This window comes from Polaromonas sp. P1_E1_2 (assembly GCF_056406035.1).
On the sequence record NZ_JBFUAZ010000325.1, the window covers coordinates 1 to 4,640 of the forward strand.

Sequence of the window (4,640 nt, forward strand, 5' to 3'; positions counted from 1 at the left end):
GGTGCGCACCACGTTGTTGTAAGGGTCCTGCTCGGTCAGACTCCAGCCCGAAGTCTGGCAGTGCGTGCGCAACATCAGGCTCTTGGGGCTCTTGGCATTGAAGCCCTTCATGATGCGGCACCACAGCAGGCGGGCGGCGCGCATCTTGGCGACTTCCAGATAGAAGTTCATGCCGATGGCCCAGAAGAAACTCAGGCGCCCGGCGAATTCATCCACGTCCAGGCCCTTGCCCAGCGCGGTTTTCACATACTCTTTCCCGTCGGCCAAGGTGAAGGCCAGTTCAAGCGCCTGGTTGGCACCGGCCTCCTGCATGTGATAACCCGAGATCGAGATCGAATTGAACTTCGGCATGTTCTGCGCCGTGTATTCAATGATGTCGCCGATGATGCGGATGCTGGGCTGGGGCGGAAAGATATACGTATTGCGGACCATGAACTCCTTGAGGATGTCGTTCTGGATGGTTCCGCTCAGTTTTTCCTGGCTCACGCCCTGCTCTTCGGCCGCGACCACATACCCTGCCAGCACCGGCAGCACCGCGCCGTTCATGGTCATGGAGACGCTGACCTTGTCCAGCGGGATCTGGTCGAACAGGATTTTCATGTCCTCGACCGAATCAATCGCCACGCCGGCTTTGCCCACGTCGCCGGTCACACGCGGATGGTCGCTGTCGTAGCCGCGGTGCGTGGCCAGGTCAAACGCCACCGACACGCCCTGCCCTCCCGCGGCCAACGCCTTGCGATAGAAAGCATTCGACTCCTCAGCCGTGGAAAAGCCGGCGTACTGACGGATCGTCCATGGGCGCACCGCATACATGGTGGCCTGTGGGCCGCGGATGAAAGGCTCAAAACCCGGCAGCGTGTTGGTGTGCGGAAGGTCTTTGGTATCTTCGGCGGTGTAAAGCGGCTTGACGCTGATACCGTCTGGCGTCTGCCAGTTCAGCGCGCCCACATCGCCGCCAGGCGCCGATTTGGCAGCGGCTTTGGCCCATGCTTCGAGGCTGGCTGCAGGAAATTCAGGTTCTTTGCTGGGCTTGGACATGGGATGGGTTTACCGTAACGGGTCTTCACGCCGGGTGCTGCGATAGAAACAGCATAGGCTCAGCATGAGAGGAAGTCATGAATCCGGCCAAGTTTACATCATTTATAATTATTGATGCAAAATTCAGTTTGAAGTAAGATGCCCACTAACTCGCGTGCAGCGCTGATCGAAAGCAGCGCCCACTCGAAGCTTTCGCACATTCAAAAAATTTATACCCATGGCCGCAGTGTCCCTGACCCCTCGAGCGCTTTACGAAGAAGTGGCGGAGCTTTTGCGCCAGCGCATCTTCAACCGCGAACTGACGCCGGGCAGCTGGATTGACGAGCTCAAGCTGGCCGAGGAATACGGCATCAGCCGAACGCCGCTGCGCGAAGCCCTGAAAGTGCTGGCCACCGAAGGCCTGGTCACGATGAAGGTGCGGCGCGGCGCCTATGTAACCGAAGTGTCTGAGCGGGACCTGGCCGATGTGTATCACCTGCTTGCGCTGCTGGAGAGCGACGCGGCCGGTGTGGTGGCCACCCAGGCGAYGCCTTCCCAGCTCAAGGAACTGCAGGGCCTGCATAACGAACTCGAGAAAGCCGTCGGCAACCGTGAGCGGTTCTTCGAGATCAATGAAGCCTTTCACATGCGCCTGCTGGAAATCGCCAACAACCGCTGGCGCGACCAGATGGTGGCCGACCTGCGCAAGGTCATGAAGCTCAACCGCCACAACTCGCTGCTCAAAAGTGGCCGCATTGAAGAGTCGCTTGCCGAGCATCGCGCCATCATGCAGGCGCTGTCGTCAGGCGACGCGAATGCCACCGCGCAGCGCATGCGGGAGCACTTCAGGAACGGACTGGAAGCGGCGGCCTGACAACCCCACCTTCCGGCCGACCCCTGAATGAAATCAGGCCTGCGGCAGCGCCTCCCAGTGCTGCACCACCTTGCCATGCTTGTCCACACTTTCAAGCAGGACGGGAAAACCCCAAAGGCGCGCAACATGCTTGATCACCTCCTGGACATCGTCCGTGAGCGTTCGGTCGTTGTGGCGGCTGTGGCGCAAGGTCAGGGAGCGGGTCCCGCGCACGTCCACGTCCCAGACCTGTATGTTGGGCTCGCGGTAATTCAGGTCATGCTGGCGCGACAGCGCCTCGCGTACATGCCGATAACCCGCGTCGTCATGAATGGCCGCCACTTCAAGCTCGGACTTGCTCGCATCATCCACCACTGAGAAGAGGCGGAATTCGCGTATCAGACGCGGCGAAAGGTATTGCCCGATGAAACTCTCGTCGCGGAAATGCCGCATCGCGTAGTCCAGCGTCTCCAGCCAGTTGGAGCCGGCAACGTCCGGCAGCCACTGCCGGTCTTCTTCCGTGGGAGACTCGCAAATGCGCTTGAGGTCGCTGAACATGGCAAACCCCAGCGCGTAGGGGTTGACGCCGTTGTAGCCCGGATGTGTCACCGGCGGCTGGTAAATGACATTGGTGTGGGATCGCAGGCATTCGATCATGAAGCCGTCGGTCAGCAAGCCCTCGTCGTACAGGGAATTGAGCAGTGTGTAATGCCAGAAGGTGGCCCAGCCTTCATTCATGATCTGCGTCTGGCGCTGTGGGTAAAAATACTGGCCGATCTTGCGCACGATGCGGATCACCTCGCGCTGCCAGGGTTCCAGCAGGGGCGCGTTCTTCTCGATGAAATACAGGATGTTTTCCTGCGGCTCCGGCGGAAAACGGCGATGGGTTTTTTCGGCCGGCTTGTCGGCAGACCTGGGGACTGTGCGCCACAGGTCATTGAGCTGCTGCTGCAGATAAGCCTCGCGGTCCTTGCGGCGGGCTTCTTCCTCCGCCAGCGACAGCTTCTGCGAGCGCTGGTAACGGTCCACGCCGTGGCTCATCAGGGCATGGCAGGAATCCAGCAGCTGCTCGACSGSCTCCCAGCCGTGGCGCTCTTCGCACTCGGCAATGTAGGCCCGCGCGTATACCAGGTAGTCGACGATGGCGCCGGCGTCGGTCCACATCTGGAACAGGTAGTTTCCCTTGAAGAAGGAGTTGTGCCCGTAGCAGGCATGCGCCATCACCAGCGCCTGCATGGGCATGGTGTTTTCTTCCATCAGGTAGGCGATGCAGGGGTTGGAATTGATCACGACTTCGTAAGCCAGCCCCATCTGGCCGCGCCGGTAATTTTTTTCCGTCGAGATGAACTGCTTGCCGAAGGACCAGTGCCGATAGTTCACCGGCATGCCCACCGAGGCATAGGCATCAATCATCTGCTCGGCCGTGATGACCTCGAGTTGCACCGGGTAGGTGTCCAGGCCGAAGGACTTTGCCTTTCGCGCAATCTCGCCGTGGTAGAGCTCGATCAACTCGAAGGACCAGTCGGACGGGCTGGGCAGGCAGGCATGCCGGCGCCCGGTGCCGGACAAGCCAGGCGCCGCCACTTCGGCAGGCTTTCTCTCGCTCTTTGTCATGGCTTGACGCCTTTTTTGAACAACTCCCTGAACACCGGGAAAATCTCGTCCGCGGCTGCGACCTTGCGCATCGCGAAATTACGGTTGTCCTCTTGCACCTGGGTGTACTCCTCCCAGAGGTTCTGGTCCTCTTCACCGACCTGGACATAGGCGAAATACCGCGACACCGGCAGCAGCTTGCCGACCAGCAATTCGCGGCAGCGTGCCGAATCCTGGTGCCAGTTATCGCCGTCCGAAGCCTGGGCGCCATAGATGTTCCAGTCGCCGGGAGGATAGCGCTCCTGGATGATCTGGTGCATCAAGGCCAGTGCGCTGGACACCACGGTGCCACCGGTTTCGGTGGACTGGAAGAATTCCTCTTCGGACACCTCGGTGGCCTGGGTGTGGTGGCGAATGAAGATGACGTCGGTTTTCTCGTAATGCTTCCTGAGGAACAGGTACAGCAGGATAAAAAACCGWTTGGCGATGTCCTTGCGCGTTTCGTCCATGGAGCCCGATACATCCATCAGGCAAAACATGACCGCCTTGGCACTGGGCTGCGGCACCCTGACCCGGTTGCGGTAACGCAGATCGAAGGGATCGAAAAACGGGATGGCCTTGAGGCGCCGGCGAAGCGCGTCGACTTGTGTCCTCAAGGAAAGAATCTCGTCAGGCAGGTCCGGCGCGTCGCGCAGCGCCAGCGCCAGCTGCGCCTCCAGCTCATGCACCTGCCGCCGCGTCTCCCCGCCTATGGCGATGCGCCGGCTGAGCGCGACCCGCAGCGAACGCACCACGTGCAGGTTGGTCGGCGTTCCGTCCGAGATGAAACCGGCGCGGCGGGACTTCCATTCCGGCGCATCGGGCAAAAGCTGGGTACGTATGAGATCGGGCAGCGCAAGGTCGTCAAAAAAATACTGCATGAACTCTTCGCGCGTGATGCGGAAGACAAAGTCGTCCTCACCCTCACCGTCGGGACTGGCCTCACCGCCCGACCCGCCGCCGCTGCCGCCCTGCGGCCGCGCGATGCGGTCGCCGCGTACGTATTCGCGGTTACCGGGGTGCACAGTCTCGCGMGTGCCGCCGGTATGACCAAACACCGGCTGGTAAACGTCGCGCCGCGGCAATGTGACGTCTTCGCCCTGTTCGATGTCATGGATGCTGCGGCCCGCGACAGCAC

Annotated in this window: 4 protein-coding genes; 1 reads left to right on the forward strand and 3 read right to left on the reverse strand. The window is 60.8% G+C overall.

The window, feature by feature from the left end; genetic code table 11:
• Positions 1-1,038, reverse strand: a 1,038-nt coding sequence (locus tag AC1D1P_RS14735) for a methylmalonyl-CoA mutase family protein (RefSeq protein ID WP_477673498.1), incomplete at its 3' end; no start/stop codon positions are given.
• 217 nt (positions 1,039-1,255) lie between these two features.
• Here AC1D1P_RS14735 and AC1D1P_RS14740 point away from each other — a divergent pair.
• Complete coding sequence (locus AC1D1P_RS14740) at positions 1,256-1,891, forward strand: GntR family transcriptional regulator (RefSeq protein WP_477673499.1); 636 nt, start codon at positions 1,256-1,258, stop codon at positions 1,889-1,891.
• A gap of 33 nt (positions 1,892-1,924) precedes the next feature.
• On the opposite strand, the gene AC1D1P_RS14745 is transcribed toward AC1D1P_RS14740, so the two are convergent.
• A complete protein-coding gene (locus AC1D1P_RS14745) occupies positions 1,925-3,484 on the reverse strand; it encodes a SpoVR family protein (RefSeq protein ID WP_477673500.1) in 1,560 nt (519 codons plus the stop codon).
• On the reverse strand, positions 3,481-4,640 hold a 1,160-nt coding region (locus AC1D1P_RS14750; protein ID WP_477673501.1), incomplete at its 5' end, for a YeaH/YhbH family protein. The genes AC1D1P_RS14750 and AC1D1P_RS14745, both read right to left, overlap by 4 nt.